Below are 18559 nucleotides of genomic sequence, written 5' to 3'. Positions count from 1 at the left end.
AAAGCAAAAGCGCTGGGATCGACGACTTGCCAATGTAACCCCCATGCCCCACTTCCCGAACCAACATTCAGGAACAACGCATTAGGAGGCACGCAGACATGGCCGATCCCACTTACACCCCGCCCGAGGTTTGGACCAATACGGAAAGCGGCGGCAAATTCGCCCGCATCAACCGTCCGACCGCCGGCCCGCGCGAGGAGAAGGATCTGCCGCGCGGTTCCAACCCTTTTCAGCTCCACTCGCTCGCCACACCTAACGGGGTGAAGGTGACGATCATGCTCGAGGAATTGCTCGAAGCCGGTCACGCAGGCGCGGAATACGACGCCTACACCGTTAATATCGGCGACGGGCAGCAATTCACCAGCGGCTTTGTCGGGATCAATCCGAACTCCAAAATCCCCGCTCTGATCGACACAACCGGCGATGAGGATATCCGCATTTTCGAAAGCGGCGCGATCCTCGTCTACTTGGCCGAAAAGTTTGGAGCTTTCCTCCCCGCCGACTCCGCGGGCCGCGCAGAAACGCTCAGCTGGCTGTTCTGGCAGGTCGGCACCGGCCCATTCATCGGCGGCGGCTTCGGTCACTTCTACGCCTATGCGCCGGAGAAATACGAGTACCCGATCAACCGCTACGCCATGGAGACAAAGCGCATCTTCGACGTCGCGGACAAGCGCCTTGGCGAGAGCCGCTTTCTTGCCGGAGACGAGTACACAATCGCCGACATGGCAAACTTCCCGTGGCTCGCGCCGTTTGTCGCTGGCACGATCTACAACGAGGCCAAGCGCTTCCTCTCCATCGATGAATACGAGAACGTGGCTCGTTGGGCCCGCGAGATCGCAGTCCGCCCCGGCGTTCAGCGCGGACGGCTCGTCAACAAGGTCTGGGGCGATGAAGACCAGCAATTGGCAGAGCGCCACTCCCCTGTCGACTTTGACGGGCTGAACCTCGACTTCACCTTCTGACGGCGCGCTGACAAAAGGGCGTCACGAAAAGCAAAGAATGGGCTGGAAGTTCACAGACTTCCGGCCCATTGTCGTTTGGAGCCTCTCAAAAAGGAATAAAGCTTGGCCACCAGCGCCGCTGCACCCGCAAACGCTAAGCCGACTTCGGCCCAGAAATCTGACCGGATCGGGCTGGGTGAGAAGTTGGGCTATGGCGTGGGCGATCTGGCCTCTGGCCTGATGCTCAACTTCTTCGGCTATTACATCCCGTTCTTCTTCATCGCGCTGGGCGGGATTGCGCCGGCGGCGATTGGAACAATGCTGCTCATCACCAAGCTGGTCGATGCTTTCACCGACCCGATGATGGGAGCGATTGCCGACCGCACACGCACGCGCTGGGGCCGCTATCGCCCTTACATCTTGCTCGGCGCCCTGCCGCTGGGCGTCACGATGGTGCTGATCTTCGCAGCGCCCGATGATCTGGGTGAGACCTCACTGCTGATCTGGGCCTATGTCACCTACACTTTGTGCACGCTGGCCTTCACAGCGGTGAATGTGCCCTATGGCGGGCTGCTAGGCGTGATCCATCCCTCCTCCAGAGTGCGCCAGAATGTGACCGCATTCCGCATGTTTTTCTCCGCTTTGGGAGGCATTTTGTTTGGCGCGCTGGGCACGACCCTGGTGCGCGAGTTGGGGGGCGAGGATCAAAGCCTGGGCGTCCTGCTCACCATATCCTGCATCGCAGTCGTCTCGGTCTTTTGCCTGCTCACAACGGCGCTCAGCACGCGGGAGCGGACTCCCCCTGCCCCGCAAAACGGCTCGCTTGGCGGGGATCTGCGCGTGTTGCTGACGACCTTGCCGTGGATCGTGGTGGCGATCTCAGCGATACTGGGAGTAACCTCCATCGCGGCACGCGCGGCAACCGCTCCTTTCTTCTTCCAATATGTCGTTGGCGATGATGGCGCTCCGGTCTTCGGCTTCCTCGACCGCGCGGCCCTGTTTCTGACCGCCCTCGCCATCGGTCAGGTGAGCGGCGTCATCATCGGCTCCATCGTGCAAAAGTGGATTGAGAAGTCGCATCTGCTGATCTTCGCCGGAGCATTAAAGGCGAGCATGATTGTCGCCTTCTACCTGCTACCGCTCGATGCGATATGGCCGCAGACTGGTGTGCAATATCTGGTCGGGTTCGGCTTTGGTCTGCTGATGGTCCTCTCCTTCGCCATGTTCACCGACATTGCCGAGTTCATCGAGTGGAAGTCGCACCGGCAGATGACTGCTCTGGTGGTCGCCGCGTCGGTCTTCGGCGTGAAGGCGGGGATCGCCTTTGGTTCAGCGGTGCCCGGCTTTGTCCTTGCCGCGACGGGCTTTTCCACTGATGGCCCGCAGAGCGAGAGTGCTTTGATGGGTATCCAGATCGCCTTTGCGGTGATCCCGGCGGCGGTTCTGGTGCCTGCCGCGATTGCACTGATGTTCTATGGGATCAACCGGCGCGTGCTGGCCGAGGCGGAGGCCGATCTCGCCACGCGCCGCGCAGAACGTGAATAAGCGTCAACACTTGCGCGAAAAGCCCCTTCACATTCCCGGAAGAGCCGCTATATCCGCGCCCTCTGCTGGGGTGTAGCCAAGTGGTAAGGCACCGGTTTTTGGTACCGGCATTCGCAGGTTCGATCCCTGCCACCCCAGCCAAAATCTTTGATTTTGGTTTGTTTGCCTTATGAACCGGCGTCCGATCCTTGCCCTCGTTGCAGCCGGCCTCCTTGGGAGCACCAGTTCCCTCGCCGCTCAGAGCAATTCAAACCCTCCGGTCAAGCTCTCGGACAGCGGCATCTGCCATCCTCGCGGTGGCGCCTACTACGACCGCACAAAGAAGTACCGCCCCTTTGACAGCATGGATGCTTGCGTCAGAGCTGGCGGACGTCCCGCAAGCCGATAGATTAGACTGGCCGCGAGCCGCCTTGGACAACATCGCTGCGTAATCGCGGAGCACGGGCCGCGAAGCGGACCACAAGGGCGACCGCCCGCCCGCAGCAGGTGCGTAGCGTAGCGAAGCACGTCTAGCGAGGACGCGCCCGCGGATGCGGGTGCGCAAAACAAAAACTCAAAACCCCTCCCCCACAACCGTCACCCGCGCACATTCCTCTTGACAACAATTGAACAGTCGTTCAAATGTTCATTCATGAGCACGCTAGAGATCAATTTCGATCAAACCAGTGAGCTGGCCGACACGTTCGGTCTGCTGTCTGATCCCACGCGCCTGTCCATTGTGATCGCTTGCAAGGATCAGGAACGTGCCACGGGTGAGATTGCTGAAAAGCTTGGCATTTCGGCCTCGCTTACCAGCCACCATCTGCGTCTGCTGCGCTCTGCGCGGATCCTCAAATCCGAACGGCGCGGAAAACAGGTGTTTTACGCAATGGCGGATGACTGTGTGGACAGCGTGCTGAACATCATGATCGAGCACCTCTTCGATTGTCACGGAACCGAAAACTAAAGGAGACTTCCAATGGTCCAAGTCACTCAACAAGTCTGCGCTTGCGAGCCCTGCGTTTGCGTCGTCAGCACCGCTGATGCGATTGCGCGCGATGGCAAGAATTATTGCAGCGAAGCCTGCGCCGACGGTCACGCCACGACGGCAGGCTGCGGTCACTCCGGGTGCGGCTGCTAAGCCTCTTTAGCTGAGCACCAACCGTGCGAGAGCGGAGCCTGATATCCAGGCTCCCTCTACGCGTGGTGAGTGCAGATAGTCGCCTGCAATGCCGATTCTTTGGTCGGCGTCATAGCGGGCTGGCTCACCCATGATGCTCGCAGGCATGGCATAGAGCCAGCGATGCGCGACGCTGTGAATTGGCTCCACCGGAGCTTGTCCCGTCTGCGCAAAGAAATCGGCGAGGAGGAGCTTAGCGGCTTCCTCTTTGGGCAGGTCGATAATCTCTTTCGAGCGCTCCGGCGAAGCGTGGAGTACCCAGTTCTCCGCACCTGCCCTGCCCGGCTTAGCTGAATTGCGCGCGGCCCAAGAAATCCGCTCCTCCGCATTACGCAAGCAGTCCGGCAAATTGGCCAGCGGCTCGGAGAAGCCCACCATCACCGCCCAGCAGGGTTGCGAGGTCACGCCCGCCGCCACCGCGCCCAGCTTTGGAGCGGGACCGGACAGCAAGTCGGCCGCTTGCTCGGCAGGAACAGCGACCAGCACTGTGTCGGCTGAGAACTGCGCGTCCTCCGCATCAACCCGCCAGATGTCACCATCGCGCGTCAGAGCCATGGCCCGCGTGCTCCAATGCACATCGAGCGGTGAGGCCATCGCCTTGATCGGACCATTCATGCCGGGAGTGCCAACCCAAGCGTCCTCGCCTGCAGCGGGCCAACGCGCCACTGCACCTGCCGCTTCCCACCGCACCACTTGCGCCTGAAAACCGGAATCGCGCGCGGTGAAGTATTGCGCGCCGTGGTCGAAGGAGACTTGGCTTCCCGCCACCTCAGCCCGCCGCGCCGCCATGCGCCCGCCCGGTCCCCGCCCCTTGTCGAGCACGGTGACTTTCCGCCCTGCGCCCTTGAGCTGCGTGGCACAGGTGAGCCCAGCCATCCCTGCGCCGATGATGAGAATATCGCTGTGTTGTCCGTCCATGCGAGCCTAACGCGCCGATCGCGGATGGTTTCCGGAGTAATTACGGCGCGCTGCGATTAGGGCGTGCTTCAGCGAGCAGGAGCGAGAATTGCTCGCCTTCGTCCAGCCAGCGCGCCTGCGGTTCCCACCCAGCCGCAAGCAGCAGCATATTGGCGGTGCGCCGATTGAATTTGTGGCTGTTTTCGGTGTGGATGCTCTCGCCCTTCACCATCGCAAAGCGCTTGCCTGCAACCTCGAATTCGACATCGCGGCTTGCCACCAGATGCATCTCGATCCGGGCGTAGTCGTCGTTCCAGCGCGCTTCATGAGTGAAAGCCTCAACCGGAATGTCGCCGCCGAGTTCGCGGTTGATGCGGTGGAGGAGATTGGCGTTGAACGCCGCGGTCACGCCCGCCGCATCATCGTAAGCCGCAACCAGAGTGCTCTCATCCTTGATCAGGTCCATCCCGATCAGCAGCTTTGCCCCAACGCCCAAAGTCTCGCGCATGGTGCGGAGCAGATCAACCGCGGTGCGCGCGACCATATTGCCGATGGTGGAGCCGGGGAAGAAGCCCAGCTTTGGCAGCGCTGCGACCTCAGCTGGCAGAGCAACCTCGCGCATAAAATCCGCTTCGACCGGATGAACCGGGAGGCCTGGAAACTTGGCAGAGAGGTCCTTCGCCGCCGCCCTCAAAAAATCGCCCGATATGTCGAGTGGCACATAGGCGGCAGGCGCAATCGCGCTGAGCAAGAGCGGGGTTTTGACCGAGGAACCCGAGCCGAATTCGACCACCGCGCGCCCCTCCCCGATCAGCTGCGCAAATTCGTCGCCGCGCGCGCGCAGAATCTCCGTCTCTGCACGCGTCGGATAGTACTCTGGCAGCTGCGTAATATCCTCAAACAATTGCGAGCCCGCATCGTCGTAAAACCAGCGCGCGGGGATCGCCTTGGGCTCTTGTGCGAAGCCCGCCAGCACATCGGCGCGGAACTTTGTATCAACGCCGCTTTCATCAAGAGTGACCAGTTTGAGGCCGGTTTTGGTGCTCATGGGTCTAAACGTCTTTCGCGAGCCTGAGCCCTGTAAATTGCCAGCGTTGATGCGGGTAGAAGAAGTTGCGGTACGAGGCGCGTGAGTGGCCCCGCACGGTCGCACAGCTTGCGCCTTTGAGGACGAACTGGCCGCTCATGAACTTGCCGTTATACTCGCCCACGGCGCCCTCAGCGACCTGGAAGCGGGGGTATGGGAGATAGGCGGATCGGGTGAACTGCCAGCAATCGCCAAACAGGCCGGGCGCGCCTGTCGGGAGCGGCGCGGTAGCTTGGTCAAGCTGATTTCCGGCGGACGCATCATGGGCGGGCGCGCTGTCGGCTGCATCCTGACCGCGCGCAATCGCCTCCCATTCAAACTCGGTGGGGAGGCGTGCGCCGGCCCAAGTCGCGAAGGCGTCCGCTTCGTAATAAGAGATATGCGTGACCGGCGCATTGGGGTCGCGGGCTTGCCAGCCTTGGTGGGTGAAGTGCTCTGCGCGCTCTCGTACCTCGGCCCAGTAGAGCGGCGCTGTGATGCCGTGTTCGCGCACCCATGCCAGCCCGTCGGACAGCCAAAGCGACGGCGTTTCATAACCGCCATCGGCGATGAACTCCGCCCACTCAGCATTGGTCACCAGCCGGTCGGAAAGCGCAAAGGGTTCAAGCAAGACGCGGTGCGCGGGGCCTTCATTGTCGAAAGCAAAACCCTCGCCACCATGGCCGACAAGCGCCACGCCACCGGGATGGGAGTGCCATCCGCCATCAGGGGCAGACCAGGTCTCCCTCTCCCCCTCAAACATGGCTGGCCCCATCGGGTTCTGGAACAGAGCATGTTTGATGTCGGTCAGGAACAGCTCGATATGCTGCTGTTCATGCGCGATGCCCAGAGCGATCAGGTCGGCGAGCGCAGGATCCTCTAGCAGCGGCTCCATCGCCGCATCGACCACTGCGCGCCACTCCAGCACCTCCTCAAGCGAAGGCCGCGAGAGCATCCCGCGCCGGTCACGGGCAATGCGCGCGCCTTTGGCTTCGTAATAGGAGTTGAACAGGAACGGATAGGCTTCGTCATGCAGCTGATATCCAGGCGCGTGTTCTCCCAGGACAAAGGTTTCCCAAAACCATGTCGTATGCGCCAGGTGCCACTTGGCGGGAGAGGCATCAGGCATCGACTGAATGCTTGCATCCGCATCGCTCAGCGGCTGGGCCAGCGCTTCGTGGAGGGCTCGGGTGGAGGCAAACTCGTCTGCCAGGTCGCTGGCCGCCCTCTCCTGCGCGCTGGGCGATGATGCGGCCTTTGGCTCACTGGCTGGCACGTTGCCGCTCCTTCGTTGGCGACGCAATTGCGCCGTCTCAGGAGCGGTTTATGACGCAATGAGGTTACAATTGAAAGGGTTGAGGGCTGAATTTGACAGTCCTGCTTGACGCAAAAAACCTGTCTACTCACCTCACTTAGGCGGCCGCCCGCACTCGGTTATGGCCCGAATGCATCGCATCAAACAGCGCAGCGTCCGCCCGCGCGAACAGTGACAGGGGCGTGTCGCCCTCTTTCATCACGGCAAAGCCCAAGCTGACGGTGACCGGACCGACAATGCCTTTGGCGCCGCCGATCGCGCTGCCCTTGGCCACGGCTTGACGCATGCGTTCTGTCATCACCCGCACCATGCCTTCGCTGGCGCCGGGGATGATCCACACGAACTCCTCCCCCCCTATCCGTCCCAATGGGTCGATCATGCGCGCTTGCTCGCGGGCGATACGGGCAACCTTTTGCAGCACGCGGTCGCCATCGGGCCGCCCATGCTGATCGTTGATGCGCCTTAGGTGGTCGATATCGAACATGCACACCGCAAGCGGCTGGTCGAGCTTGCGCGACTCTAGAACCAGCGCATCGAGCTGATGCATCACCGCACGCCGGGTCAACAGGCCGGTAAGAGCGTCGGTTGCTTCGGCGTCTTCCTCATCAGAAGCACAACTTGCACCGGGTGAAGCAGCGACTGGGGTGCTGGGGTTTCGTCGAGGTTTATCAGCCATCTGGGCCGAGGCACCCACGTCACTCAAATCCGCATCACTCACATCGCGGACAATCGCGATCACCCGCTGCACCGATCCATCGCCTGCGCGCATGTTGCAGGCGTGGATGGAAATGGTCCGCTGGACCGCGTCAAAGCCTTTGACTTTGAATTCGAGCATGAAGGGCTCGACGTCGTCAGCGTGGGCTTCGACCATGCCGATCAGATCCGTGCCATTGGCGTAGAGCAAGGCCTCTGCATCGCCTTCCACCAGCGCCGCGTCGCGTTCGATCCCGAACAGGCGTTTGACGCCGTCGGACCATTCTTGCTCGCCAGTTGAAGGGACATATTGCCACACGCCAATCCCTGCGATGCTTTCAGCCAGTCGGGCCGTGCGCAGGAGATCTCGCATCGCATCGGATTGCGACTTGGCCGCGCGCGAAGCGGAGCGGGATTTGCGGCGTTGAGAGACCGTGCCGAGGACAGCCGCCAGAGCAATCGCAGCAAGCACCAGACAGCCGATCAGCAGAGCATCCGTGCCCAGCGCTCCGCCGACACTGCTGAGCGTGCCCAGCTCTCCTTCAGCCGCAGCCTGCACGGTGGCCGCCGATTGGGGCGCCTGTGTCAAAGTGGCCGAGCTGGGTTCAAGCGGTGTCATTGCAGGCTTGGCGATACGCGATCACCAGTGACAGCAATGCAGCCCGTGCCCCTCGGACGGTTACCTAGGGGTTTGTCTGAGGAGCCTTAGGCCGCGTCAGCCGCGCGCTGTTCGCCGATCTCGCTGTTGAGCATCTCTGCCAGCGTGAAGGCCAGCTCCAGCGATTGCTCAGCATTGAGGCGCGGGTCGCAGTGCGTGTGGTAGCGGTCGCCCAGACGTTCATCGGTGATGGCGACGGCCCCGCCTACGCATTCGGTTACGTCCTGACCGGTCATCTCGATATGGATACCGCCGGGATGCGTGCCCTCGGCGCGGTGGACGGCGAAGAAGCCCTTCACCTCGGTCAGGATGCGGTCGAAGGGGCGGGTTTTGTAGCCGCTGTCCGACTTGATGACGTTGCCGTGCATCGGGTCGCAGCTCCACACCACAGGATGGCCCGAAGCTTTGACCGCGCGCACCAGTTTGGGCAGGCCGTCCTCAACCTTGTCATGGCCAAAGCGGCTGATCAGCGTCATGCGGCCCGCTTCGTGATTGGGGTTCAGCTCATCGAGCAAGCGGATCAGCGCATCCGGCTCAAGGCTCGGCCCACATTTCATGCCCAGTGGATTGCCAATGCCGCGTGCAAATTCGATATGCGCGCTTCCCGGAAAGCGGGTGCGGTCGCCGATCCACAGCATGTGCGCCGAAGTCGCATACCAGTCGCCGGTGAGCGAATCCTGCCGGGTCAGCGCTTGCTCATATGGCAGCAGCAGCCCTTCGTGGCTGGTGTAGAAGCTGGTCCCTTGCAGTTGAGGCACAGTGCCGGGGTCCACCCCGCAAGCCTCCATAAAGTCGAGCGCTTCACCGATCCGATCAGCGGTCTCAGCAAACTTATCGGTCCACGGCGTGCGGCCCATGAATTCAAGCGTCCATTGGTGCACCTGGCGCAGGTTCGCATAGCCTCCGCCCGCAAAAGCACGCAGCAGGTTCAGCGTTGCGGCGGCCTGCGAGTAAGCGCGCACCATGCGGTTCGGATCATTGCGGCGCTGGGCCGGATCGAACTCAATCCCGTTGATATTGTCGCCGAAGTAACTCGGCAGGGTCATGTCACCTTTGGTTTCGGTCGCAGATGAGCGTGGCTTGGCAAATTGCCCCGCCATCCGGCCAACTTTGACGACCGGACGCTTGCTCGCAAAGGTCATGACGACCGCCATTTGCAGCAGCACGCGGAAAGTGTCGCGGATGTTGTTCGGGTGGAACTCGGCAAAGCTCTCCGCACAATCCCCTCCCTGCAACAGGAAGGCGTGACCATTGGCAACATCCGCAAGATCAGATTTGAGAGCGCGCGCTTCGCCTGCAAAGACCAGCGGCGGATAGGCCTCCAAAGTGGCCTCCGCTTCCCGCAATTCGGCGGGGTCTTCGTAATGCGGCAAGTGCCGCGCTTCGTGTTCTTTCCAGCTTGCAGGGTTCCAGGTCTGGGCCACGGGTTCTACTCGTTTCTTCTCTAAACAGCGCCAAGTTGGCGGGGAGCGCGCCTAAGCCGCCCCAAAATCAAAGTCCAGCACTCTTTGTAATGTCAAAGCGCGCGTTTGGACAATTATGTTTCGCGTATGGCGTGATCGGACGGATCGATCAGCGCCGAAACTCTAGCGTCCATAGGTGCTTGCAGGCTCTAATTCGGGGCCTTGCGTTGCTCCGCGGAGGGTGCCTTGTGTGCTCCCCTGCGATGGAGCCGGGGTCGGCGCAGGCTCGAAAGCCGACGGAGGCGCCTCTGCCAATTCCTGTCCCTCCGGGATCACCGCCAGCTTCACCGGAGCGCCGCCACTGAAGTAGCGCCGCGCGAGGAACTGCATGATCTGCGGGCTGGTCTGCGAGTAATCAGGCAGCAGTGACCGGAGCAATTGGATGCGCTGCGGATCAAAACTCGCGCCTTCCAGATTGTAGAGCCAGAACTGGTTGCCGGTGGAGGAACGCCGCACACGCTGCGCCAGCGGCCCGGTCACGCGTTCGATCTCATCCGCCGTCGGAGGCGTCGTCACCAACTCCGCCGCAATCCGCTCTGCCTCAGTGAAGAAGAGCGGGACGAAGTCAGGCTCCAATTGCGCCATTGCGACGATTTTCCCGCCGCTCGATATGTCGGTTGGCCATTCGGAATAGATCCGCGGCGCATAGGTTGCCCCTGCCGCCTCGCGCAGTGCATCGAAGAGACGGTTCTGGAAGATCTGCACCAGAATTTCGAGCTGGCGCGCTTCGCGGATGCTCGCCATGCCTGCGCCGCTGGGCCAAGAGACAACCGCTGCCGCCTGATTGTCATCACCCCGGTGGGTCAGCACCTGAGGCTGCAAATCGGCCTGCGGGAAGCTTGGAACACGCGCTGCAATCGCAGGCGGGATCGGATCGCGGGTGGGCAGAGCGCCAAAGGTCTCCGCCAGCTTCTGTACGATGGCGTCGCGATCGAACTGGCCGAAGACCAGCACTTCGATCTCGCCCTGTTTCAGCAGCGGCTCCCACACTTCGCGGAATTCCTCCGGCGTGGCAGCGGCGAGCTGCTCTGGCGTCGGCGTCGCAAAGCGCGGGTCTTCGCTGGTGAGGATGAATTCAAGGTCCCTTGCCAGCACCGCATCGGGGCTGGTCGAGTACGAATTGTACCCCATCTGCGCCAACTGCTGCGCGCGCTCAACGGGAGCGGGATCCCAACCCGGCATGCCGAGCTTGGCGGCGAACAGGTAAAGCTGATCGGCCACATCTTCTGAGCGCGACTGCGCGGTGAAGGTGAACACCGCATCCTCAATCCCGAATTCAAAGCCGAGCTTGCGGCCCGTCGCCAGACGCTCAATCTCGTCAAAGCCCAGCTCTCCGATGCCAGAGCGCATCAGAGCCGCCTGACCCAGCATCGCGTATTCCGCATTGCTTTCGTCAAACGCTCTATAGCCAGCGCCAAAGCGCACGCGGACCGTCACACGTCCCGGCTCTGCGTCATTGGCCCACAGCAGCGCGCGGGTGCCGTTGCTGAAATTGACCTGCTCAATATCAAGAATGCCAATCGGGCTCTCAGCCGTCACAGTGCCGGGAGTGCCCACGGCGGGCAGCTCATCAAAGGAGATGTCGCTGGCGGCAAAGCGCGCGCTGTTGTCTACCTCCACCTCGCTTGCGAGCGCGAGTTGCAGCGCATCCTCGTCCGCTTCGCCGATGGCGGGCGTGATGTAGACCGCGCGCATGACCTCGCCCGAGAACAGAGCGCGGGTGCGAGCGTGCACTTCTTCCGGCGTCATCTTGGGACGCGCGCTGCGGAATACGTCGAGGAAGATTTGCGGGCTGGCGACAGTCTCACGAATGTCGACCGCTCCCACCAGATTGTCGGCCAAGGCCCGGCCCGCCTGTACGCGCGCCGTCTCAAGGTAGTTGACGTAGCCGATCTCCATTTCATCAGCCTCGCGGTCGATTTCCTCCTGCGTTGGCGGAGTGGCGATAGCGTCGGCGATGATCGCGCGCACTTCGCCAAGAGCTGCCTGCCAGTCATTGCCCACCGGCCTCAATGAAACGAAGGTCGCACGGGTCGAGCGGGAGATGTCCGATTTGGATGTGCCCGCGACGAGGAAAGAGGCCCCGCTGCGCGCGCGCATCTCCAGCCGGCGATTGACGATTTCAAGCGCGAGGCTGTCAATTGTCTTGCCTTCGTTATACTCAATCGTGTCCGCAACCTGTCGCCAAGGGCGCAGGATCGCGAAAGTCAGATTGCGCGCCAGATCAGGTTCAACCGCCACCGCGATTTCGCCGATAGGAAGGTCAGTTCCCGGAGCAATCTGAGAACCGTTAGGCGCAGAAGGATCGCCAAAAAACGGCGCAACACCAGCCTCTCCGGTGCCCTCCCAATCGCCGAACCACTGCTCGACAAGACCGGCGAGCACCAGCGGGTCCGCGTCGCCCGCGACCACCACGACGGTGTTCTCCGGGCGATACCAGCGATCATAGAACGCCTGCATAGTGCCGCCATTGGCGGCTTCCAGCGTTTCGACAAGGCCGATGGGAGAACGCTCTGCCAAGCGCAGGCCTGCGAACAGGGTTTGCCGCGTCAACTCGCTTACCCGCTGCGCCGCCCCGCCCCGCTCGCGCTTTTCCGCGAGCACGATGGGCAGTTCCGCGGCGACGTTTTCATCACTCAGAACCGGGCCACGGATCATACCGGAGAGCATTTTGAAGCTCTCTTGCAGTTTCGCATCATTGATGTCGGGAATGTCGAGCTTGTAGGCCGTGTGGGTCGGGCTCGTCTCGGCATTGGTGTCCGCGCCAAAGGTCGCGCCCATGCGCTGCCACGCGGCAATCGCCTCTGCTGGCCCAAGATACGTGCTCTCGCGGAACAGCAAGTGTTCCAGCAAGTGCGCATAGCCCTGTTCTTCGTCGGTCTCATGCAGAGAGCCGACATCGACCCTCACCCGGATCGAGACAGCGTTGGGCGGCACACCATTGCGGCGCACAGCATAGCGCAGGCCATTGTCCATCCGCCCGAACAGCCACTCATCGTCCACCGGAATGTTGCTGTCTTCGTACAGCCACGGCACCTCGCCCTCTGGCTGGAGCGCCTGCGGTGCGGGAATCTCCACGGCACTCTGCGATTGCGCAGGCGCGTCCTGAGCCAGCAGGATCGAAGTCGGAACAGCGATAAAGGAGAGGGCAGCCAAGGCCCGGAGCGTCAATTTCATGGAGCCAGTATAGGCGCCCAAGGCATGAAGGACCAGTGAATGCTGCACAGGCGAGCATAGCCATCTTGCTCGGTTCGTCCCGGCTCCCTATCTAACTGCCATGTTTATCGAGACCGAAACCACTCCGAACCCCTCCAGCCTCAAATTTCTGCCGGGTAAAACCGTGATGCCCACGGGAACACGCGAATTTGCCTCGCCCGAGGCGGCAGAGGCGAGCCCGTTGGCTCAGGCGATCTTTGACACAGGCGAAGTCGTCAATGTGTTCTTCGGCTGGGACTTCATCACTGTGACCGGCGCTCCGGGTGCGGATTGGGGCTCGCTCAAGCCGCAAGTGGTGAGCATCCTGCTCGACCACTTCGTCTCGGAAGCTCCGCTATTCGTGGGCGGCAATGCGGACGGCATCAACGTGCCGGCTGAGACCGATGAGATGGTAGTCGAAGACCGCGCAGAAGACGCTGAAATCATCGCCAATATCCAAGAGCTTTTGCAAGAGCGCGTCCGCCCCGCTGTCGCAGCCGATGGCGGCGACATCGCCTATCGCGGCTTCTCCGAAGGCGTGGTCTATTTGACGTTGCAAGGCGCATGTTCAGGCTGCCCGTCGAGCACCGCGACGTTGAAACACGGGATTGAGAGCTTGCTGAAGCACTACGTCCCAGAAGTCACCGAAGTGCGCGCAGCCTAACTCCATGACCACGCAGTATCACGACACCTCGCTGTCGCTCGCCGCGCTGGGCCAGCTGTTCAACGATGCGAGGAGCTACAACGATTGGCTCGACAAACCGGTCTCCGATGAGCAGCTCTATGCGATCTGGGACCTCGCCAAGATGGCGCCGACCTCTGCCAATATGCAGCCTGCGCGGATCGTGTGGGTGAAGTCGGATGAAGCGAAGTCAATGCTCGCCAAATGCGCGATGGATGCAAACCAGCCCAAGATCATGGCCGCACCCGTCACCGCCGTGATCGGGTACGACATCGACTTTCACGAAGAGCTGCCCTGGCTCTTCCCACATACCGACGCCAAAAGCTGGTTTGAGGGCGACGAAGATGGCCGGATCGAAGGCGCGTTCCGCAATTCCTCTTTGCAAGGCGCTTACCTGATGCTTGCAGCGCGCGCATTAGGCCTCGATTGCGGGCCGATGTCGGGTTTTGATGCGGACGGCGTGAATGCGGCGTTCTTCGGCGACAATCCGCGCCACAAGGTGAACTTCATCTGCTCCATCGGTTACGGCGACCCGAAGAGTGTCTTTGACCGCTCCCCTCGCCCCGACTTTGAGAAATTCAATACAATAGTGTGACTTGCAGCGCGGCCCTTGCTGAGGCAGGGCTTTTCGCATGAGCATGCCTGGCAAAACTCTTGTCATCGAAACCGCGAGCGAGGCTTGCTCGGTCGCGCTGTTTGATGGCTCGCGCTTGGTCGCACACGACCACCGCGTGCTGGGGCGTGGCCATGCGGAGCAGCTGATCCCGATGATCGCTGCGCTTCCTGAAAAGGGCCGCGCTGATCGAATCCTTGTCTCCCTTGGCCCGGGCAGCTTTACCGGCGTGCGGATCGGAATAGCGGCAGCGCGGGCGCTTGGCATTGCTTGGGGCGCTGAGGTGCTGGGTTATCCGACGCTTCGACTGGTTGCCCAACGTGCTTGGCAGCCTGAGCTTCGGACCGTCACTGTCTGCATGAATGGCGGTCATGGCGAATGGTTCGTGCAGAGCTTTGCCGCTGATGGGACAGCGGACCCTGCTGCGCGTTCGCTCACGCCTGAGCAGGTGAAGGCCGAGGGTGCCGAACACGTGATCGTTGGCAACCGGGCCAAGGAATGTGCGGCCCTGTTCGATGATGATCGCCTCGCTCTCGACCTCCTGCCGGACGCAAGCAAGGGGCACTTGCTGCACGAGACGCACCTCACCTCCGACCTCGCCCCGATCTATGGCCGCGCGCCTGATGCCAAGCCGATTGCGGAGCAGGCAAAAGCGTCATGAGCACCGCTCCGATCAACACACGGCCTGCTTTGGTCAGCCGCATCATGGACGTGATGGAGGCGGCATTTGATCCAGCCTATGGCGAGGCGTGGAACCGGCGGCAGATCACCGACGCGCTGGTCTTGCCCAGCACCCATGTGCTGATCCTTGACGAAAACGCTCACCCCATTCCTGACACTGCCCCTGATGGCGACCCGCGTGTGCCGGCCGGCTTTGTCCTGACCCGCCACGCTGCGGATGAGGAGGAGCTGCTGCTGATCGCGGTCGTGCCGGAATGTCGCCGCCGCGGGATAGGCGAAGCGCTGATCCGTCACATGTTCACCCGTTCCAAAGCGCGCGGGACACGCACGGTCTTCCTGGAGATGCGCCGCGGCAATCCGGCGGTGCGCCTGTACGAGAAAATGGGCTTCGCCCCCATAGGTGAACGGCCAGAGTACTACCGCCTTTCAAATGGAAGCCGGGTCGATGCGATCACTTTTCGCTGTCAATTATAGTATTGTAATGCTGCCGTCTGAATAGAGGTCTTCCACAGCAAAACTGCGCAAGTCGTCGATTTCCTCCACTTCCGTTGTTTTGTTAACTTGCCAAGTGCGCTGCACTGCGGCATGCGGTTTCCATCGGGTCGCCCCTGACAGAATACCGAGGTTAAAATGCAGGACCTGGAAATCGAGATGAAGGAGACGCTCATCACTTTGACGAGTGATATCGTCGCCGCCCATCTCAGCAATAACAACGTCGAAGTCGACGCCGTTCCTGGGCTTATTACCAATGTTTACGGTGCACTCTCCGGTCTCGGCGATGACACAGACGAAGCGGAAGTGGTTCCCGAACCCGCCGTTTCGATCCGCGCTTCAGTGAAGCCGGACTACATTGTGTGTCTGGAAGACGGTAAGAAGCTCAAAATGCTGAAGCGTTATCTTCGCACCAATTACGACATGACCCCCGAAGAGTATCGCGCCCGCTGGGGATTGCCTTCGGACTATCCGATGGTTGCCCCCAACTATGCCGAGAAACGCCGTGATCTGGCGAAGAAAATCGGCCTTGGTCGCAAGCCTGGTTCGGGCCGCAAGGGTAGCAAAGCAAAGTAAAACCTGCGCGGGGCCACAGCTCCGCTCTCGTTTGAACCAATCAGGGCGAGGCGGACACTTCCGTTCTCGCCCTTATTGTGTCGGCTGCGCGCGCCATTTGGCCCCATGGTTCTGCTCAAAGCTCAACCCCGCCGTGGATCGACCCTGCCCGCAAACTTGAGCATTGCGCACAGCCTAGCTAAAGCCTTGTCGGGATTACAGCGACAGTCGGCATGCACGCCGGCGCCTGATTAGGATGGACCGCGTGAACCAGCGAATTGATCTTGAACAATTGTGCGCAGAGAAGGGCCTGCGCATCACCGAACAACGCCGTGTGATCGCCAAGGTTCTGTCCGAAAGCGACGATCACCCCGATGTTGAGCTGCTGCATCAACGTGCCTCTGCCATCGACAACAAGATCTCGATCGCCACCGTCTATCGCACCGTGCGCCTGTTCGAAGAGGCTGGCATCCTCGACCGCCACGATTTCGGCGATGGCCGCTCTCGCTATGAACCAGTGCCCGAAGCGCATCACGACCACCTGATCGACGTCGAGACCGGAAAGGTCGTCGAATTCGTCGATCCTGAGGTTGAAGCGCTGCAAAAGCAGATTGCGGAGAAGCTGGGCTATCGCCTCGTCGATCACCGGATGGAGCTTTATGGCGTGCGGCTTTCGCGTGACGATTAAGCGGCGAGCGCGGCACTCTCCTACCATGACAGATCAGGCCCGATGACCGATCAAGCCGAAGCCACCGGCACCGAAGCCGTGACAGAGGACAAGGCATGGGCCCTGCGCGTGGCGGCTGCTCGCGGAGAGAAGACGCCGATCTCAATCCGGGGCTGGCTGCGGATCATTCGTCGCACGCTGATGCTGCTGGCTTTGATCATCGTGATGGTGCCGCTGCACTATCTGTTCCGCGTGATCGCCTATGGATCACCCTTTCCCATGTGGTTCCTACGCTATGCAGCCTGGGTCTGCGGGGCACGCGTGAAGACCCATGGCACGCATCTCAAGCGCGATGTGTTCTATATCGCCAACCACATTTCATGGATGGACATCCTCAGCCTTGCCGGCGCGAGCGGCACCGCCTTTGTGGCCAAGGCTGAGCTGGAGAAAGCGCCTGTCGTCGGCTGGCTCGCCTCGATGAACCGCACCGTCTACGTCAAGCGTGAACACCGTATGGGCGTGGCCGAGCAGATCAACGCGTTGAAAGAGGCTCTGGCCGATGCCTGGTCAGTCACAGTCTTCCCCGAAGGCACGACCACCGATGGCCAATCGCTGCTGCCGTTTAAGTCAAGCATGCTCTCCGTCCTCGAACCCCCTCCCCCCGGCGTGATGGTCCAGCCCGTGCTGCTCAACTATGGTGAGGTGGCTGAGTGGATAGGCTGGGTCGGCGAAGAAGACGGCCTCAACAATGCCAAGCGCGTGCTGGCCCGCAAGGGCACGTTTGAGCTCAACATCCACTTCTTGGACCCCTTCAGCCCCGCCGAATTCCGGGGCCGCAAGGCCATTGCCAAGGAAGCACGTTTCCGGATCGAGGAAGCTCTGCTGGAAGCGCTGGGAAAGCCGCTGCGTGACTTTGCGCATGACGTGCCGCCAGTGCGTTACTCCGCCGAGCATCCGGGTAAGGTGGATGCGCCGAAAGATGCGCCGGAAAAGACTGAGACTTAGTTAGAGCCCAGCGCGCACTAGCCAGTCGTGGAACAGGCGCACGGGGCGCATTTCCAGCGCAGTGGGCTTGCACACGAACCAGTAGCTGTAGGGGCTCTGCACCTCTGCTCCGGGCAGGTTTGTCAGGCGGTTATCCGCCGCGCGCCGAAGGTGGTCATCGTGCATGATCGCAATGCCGAGACCTTGCGCCGCCGCCTCCAGCATCAATGCGCCGGAATCGTAATGGTCGATGGCCGCCGGTTCCATTTCCTCAAGCCCATTGGCGTTCTTCCACGCGACGAAACTTTCGGGGAGTTCGTTGTGGATCAGGAAGGTCTGCTTTGCCATCGCCTCGTCACTGATCTGCTCGCCCAGGGCAATTGCCAGATCGCGCGAGCAGATGGCGTGGACCAGATTGTGGTCGAGCCGCACGGCATGCAGACCACTTGCCGGCCCGCGCGAAAGGATGATTGCGGCGTCCAGAGTGTCGCCAACCCGGTCCTCAAGGTGAGGCGCGGTGTCGATGTCGATATGGAGCAGCGGGTGCCGCTTGCGCAGCTCGCCCAAACGCGGGAACAGGCGCTGGCTGCCGAACATCGGCAGGACGCCCAAACGCAGGCGCAGCAGTGAGATGTTGTCCGACTGGCTCTCCACCGCGCGAGTGAGCGACTCCAGATGCGGGTTCACCGCCTCGTAAAACGCCTGGCCTTCGTCGGTCAGCTGCATCGACTGGCGAGCGCGAGTGAACAGCTTCTTGCCGACGAACTCTTCAAGATTGGTGATCCGCCGCGAGAGCGCAGAGGGGCTCAGCCCGATTTCTTCAGCCGCCGCCCTCGCCGATCCCAATCGGACCGTACGCATGAACGCTTCCAGGGCGCGCAAAGGGGGTAGGCGACGTGCAGGCATGGGTCTGGCTCCTTGTTCGTATCATTATACGCAAGTCGCCCATGCTT

Annotated in this window: 18 protein-coding genes and 1 tRNA gene; 12 read left to right on the top strand and 7 right to left on the bottom strand. The window is 61.4% G+C overall.

Annotated elements, in window-relative coordinates; genetic code table 11:
* Positions 1–98: 98 nt before the first annotated feature.
* The 5 genes from yghU (at position 99) to AC0V6X_RS03600 (ending at position 3606) form a co-directional block, all read left to right on the top strand.
* Complete coding sequence (yghU, locus tag AC0V6X_RS03620; RefSeq protein WP_486183231.1) at positions 99–962, top strand: glutathione-dependent disulfide-bond oxidoreductase; 864 nt, start codon at positions 99–101, stop codon at positions 960–962.
* 102 nt (positions 963–1064) lie between these two features.
* The gene (locus AC0V6X_RS03615; RefSeq protein ID WP_486183230.1) at positions 1065–2486 is read left to right on the top strand and encodes an MFS transporter; all 1422 of its coding nucleotides are present in this window, start codon (positions 1065–1067) and stop codon (positions 2484–2486) included.
* Between the two features lie 66 nt (positions 2487–2552).
* Positions 2553–2627: transfer RNA gene (locus AC0V6X_RS03610), tRNA-Gln, on the top strand.
* A gap of 490 nt (positions 2628–3117) precedes the next feature.
* Positions 3118–3432 (top strand): ArsR/SmtB family transcription factor, encoded by a 315-nt coding sequence (locus tag AC0V6X_RS03605; RefSeq protein WP_486183229.1) that lies wholly within the window; start codon positions 3118–3120, stop codon positions 3430–3432.
* A 12-nt stretch (positions 3433–3444) separates the two neighbouring features.
* Positions 3445–3606: a metallothionein gene (locus AC0V6X_RS03600; RefSeq protein WP_486183228.1), complete on the top strand. Its 162-nt coding sequence runs from the start codon at positions 3445–3447 to the stop codon at positions 3604–3606.
* A 6-nt stretch (positions 3607–3612) separates the two neighbouring features.
* On the opposite strand, the gene AC0V6X_RS03595 is transcribed toward AC0V6X_RS03600, so the two are convergent.
* From AC0V6X_RS03595 to AC0V6X_RS03570, 6 genes are all read right to left on the bottom strand, one after another.
* Positions 3613–4563, bottom strand: a complete 951-nt coding sequence (locus AC0V6X_RS03595; protein WP_486183227.1) for an NAD(P)/FAD-dependent oxidoreductase — start codon at positions 4561–4563, stop codon at positions 3613–3615.
* Between the two features lie 40 nt (positions 4564–4603).
* A complete protein-coding gene (gene egtD, locus AC0V6X_RS03590) occupies positions 4604–5590 on the bottom strand; it encodes an L-histidine N(alpha)-methyltransferase (protein WP_486183226.1) in 987 nt (328 codons plus the stop codon).
* A 4-nt stretch (positions 5591–5594) separates the two neighbouring features.
* Entirely contained in the window at positions 5595–6821 is a 1227-nt protein-coding gene (egtB, locus tag AC0V6X_RS03585) for an ergothioneine biosynthesis protein EgtB (protein ID WP_486185505.1), read from the bottom strand.
* 199 nt (positions 6822–7020) lie between these two features.
* Positions 7021–8235: a sensor domain-containing diguanylate cyclase gene (locus AC0V6X_RS03580; protein WP_486183225.1), complete on the bottom strand. Its 1215-nt coding sequence runs from the start codon at positions 8233–8235 to the stop codon at positions 7021–7023.
* A gap of 86 nt (positions 8236–8321) precedes the next feature.
* Entirely contained in the window at positions 8322–9698 is a 1377-nt protein-coding gene (locus AC0V6X_RS03575) for a class II 3-deoxy-7-phosphoheptulonate synthase (RefSeq protein ID WP_486183224.1), read from the bottom strand.
* A gap of 162 nt (positions 9699–9860) precedes the next feature.
* Complete coding sequence (locus AC0V6X_RS03570; protein WP_486183223.1) at positions 9861–12914, bottom strand: M16 family metallopeptidase; 3054 nt, start codon at positions 12912–12914, stop codon at positions 9861–9863.
* A gap of 100 nt (positions 12915–13014) precedes the next feature.
* Between AC0V6X_RS03570 and AC0V6X_RS03565 the strand changes: the two genes are divergently transcribed.
* The 7 genes from AC0V6X_RS03565 (at position 13015) to AC0V6X_RS03535 (ending at position 17627) form a co-directional block, all read left to right on the top strand.
* Positions 13015–13596 (top strand): NifU family protein, encoded by a 582-nt coding sequence (locus tag AC0V6X_RS03565; protein WP_486183222.1) that lies wholly within the window; start codon positions 13015–13017, stop codon positions 13594–13596.
* A gap of 4 nt (positions 13597–13600) precedes the next feature.
* The gene (locus tag AC0V6X_RS03560; protein WP_486183221.1) at positions 13601–14209 is read left to right on the top strand and encodes a malonic semialdehyde reductase; all 609 of its coding nucleotides are present in this window, start codon (positions 13601–13603) and stop codon (positions 14207–14209) included.
* Positions 14210–14246: 37 nt separating this feature from the next.
* Positions 14247–14888, top strand: a complete 642-nt coding sequence (tsaB, locus tag AC0V6X_RS03555) for a tRNA (adenosine(37)-N6)-threonylcarbamoyltransferase complex dimerization subunit type 1 TsaB (RefSeq protein WP_486183220.1) — start codon at positions 14247–14249, stop codon at positions 14886–14888.
* Complete coding sequence (locus AC0V6X_RS03550) at positions 14885–15382, top strand: GNAT family N-acetyltransferase (protein WP_486183219.1); 498 nt, start codon at positions 14885–14887, stop codon at positions 15380–15382. Before tsaB ends, AC0V6X_RS03550 begins: the two co-directional genes overlap by 4 nt.
* 156 nt (positions 15383–15538) lie before the next feature.
* Positions 15539–15976 carry a Ros/MucR family transcriptional regulator gene (locus AC0V6X_RS03545; RefSeq protein WP_486183218.1) on the top strand — a complete coding sequence of 146 codons (438 nt, stop codon included), beginning with the start codon at positions 15539–15541 and terminating at the stop codon, positions 15974–15976.
* A gap of 244 nt (positions 15977–16220) precedes the next feature.
* Entirely contained in the window at positions 16221–16643 is a 423-nt protein-coding gene (locus AC0V6X_RS03540; protein ID WP_486183217.1) for a Fur family transcriptional regulator, read from the top strand.
* A 42-nt stretch (positions 16644–16685) separates the two neighbouring features.
* Positions 16686–17627 (top strand): lysophospholipid acyltransferase family protein, encoded by a 942-nt coding sequence (locus AC0V6X_RS03535; RefSeq protein ID WP_486183216.1) that lies wholly within the window; start codon positions 16686–16688, stop codon positions 17625–17627.
* On the opposite strand, the gene AC0V6X_RS03530 is transcribed toward AC0V6X_RS03535, so the two are convergent.
* Positions 17628–18512 carry a LysR substrate-binding domain-containing protein gene (locus tag AC0V6X_RS03530; protein ID WP_486183215.1) on the bottom strand — a complete coding sequence of 295 codons (885 nt, stop codon included), beginning with the start codon at positions 18510–18512 and terminating at the stop codon, positions 17628–17630. It lies immediately after the preceding gene.
* Positions 18513–18559: the final 47 nt, after the last annotated feature.

The sequence above is a fragment of the Erythrobacter sp. S267 genome, assembly GCF_057365045.1.
The sequence above is the reverse complement of the archived record's forward strand: the minus strand, read 5'-3'. Positions and strand labels throughout refer to the sequence as shown.